The 1,354-nt window shown below is 47.5% G+C and carries 1 rRNA gene; it reads right to left on the reverse strand.

Annotation, left to right across the window (positions count from 1 at the left end):
• A 23S ribosomal RNA gene (locus H4K33_RS16270) occupies positions 1-1,354 on the reverse strand; the annotation flags it as partial.

The raw sequence follows: 1,354 nt of genomic DNA on the forward strand, positions 1-1,354 counted from the left end.
TAGGTACGTGCTTCAACGAACTATTCCGTCAGTTCGCGGTGCTTTCATCACTGTGTCACTCCATCACAATTATTAGTAGTACGGGAATATTAACCCGTTGGCCATCGACGTCCCCCTTCGGGTGTGCCTTAGGTCCCGACTAACCCTAAGCTGATTAGCATAGCTCAGGAAACCTTAGTCTTACGGCGGGGGTGTTTCTCGCACCCCTTATCGTTACTTATGCCTACATTTTCTTTTCTATAAACTCCACCATATCTCACAATACGGCTTCAGCGTCGATAGAATGCTCCCCTACCACTCACGTTTAAAACGTAAATCCATAGCTTCGGTAGTATACTTATGCCCGATTATTATCCATGCTCGATCGCTCGACTAGTGAGCTGTTACGCACTCTTTAAATGAATGGCTGCTTCCAAGCCAACATCCTAGCTGTCTGGGCAATCAAACCGCGTTTTTTCAACTTAGCATACATTTGGGGACCTTAGCTGATGGTCTGGGTTCTTTCCCTCTCGGACATGGACCTTAGCACCCATGCCCTCACTGATGATTATCATTAATTAGCATTCGGAGTTTGTCAGGAATTGGTAGGCGGTGAAGCCCCCGCATCCAATCAGTAGCTCTACCTCTAAGTAACTATGATCATCGCTGCACCTAAATGCATTTCGGGGAGTACGAGCTATTTCCGAGTTTGATTGGCCTTTCACCCCTACCCACAGGTCATCCGAAAACTTTTCAGCGTTAAACGGTTCGGTCCTCCATTTAGTGTTACCTAAACTTCAACCTGCCCATGGGTAGATCACACGGTTTCGCGTCTACCACTACTGACTAAAGCGCCCTATTAAGACTCGCTTTCGCTACGGATCCATGACTTAATCACTTATCCTCGCCAGCAACGGTAACTCGTAGGCTCATTATGCAAAAGGCACGCCGTCACCCAACGAATGGGCTCCGACCGCTTGTAGGCGTATGGTTTCAGGTTCTATTTCACTCCGTTATTCACGGTTCTTTTCACCTTTCCCTCACGGTACTGGTTCACTATCGGTCTCTCAGGAGTATTTAGCCTTAGCGGATGGTCCCGCCAGTTTCAATCAGGGTTTCACGTGCCCCGACCTACTCAGGATACCACTATCCTTATCTTCTCTTACTTATACGGGACTGTCACCCTCTGTGGTTAACCTTTCCAGGTTATTCTAATTCAATCCGCAAGAAATCTCGTGGTCCTACAACCCCAATATTGCCGTAACAACATTGGTTTGGGCTATTCCGCGTTCGCTCGCCACTACTAGCGGAATCACTTTTGTTTTCTTCTCCTCTGCCTACTTAGATGTTTCAGTTCAGCAGGTTCGCCTCCTAT

It is taken from the genome of Myroides sp. WP-1, assembly GCF_014145635.1.
In the GTDB taxonomy this organism is placed as follows: Bacteria; Bacteroidota; Bacteroidia; order Flavobacteriales; family Flavobacteriaceae; genus Flavobacterium.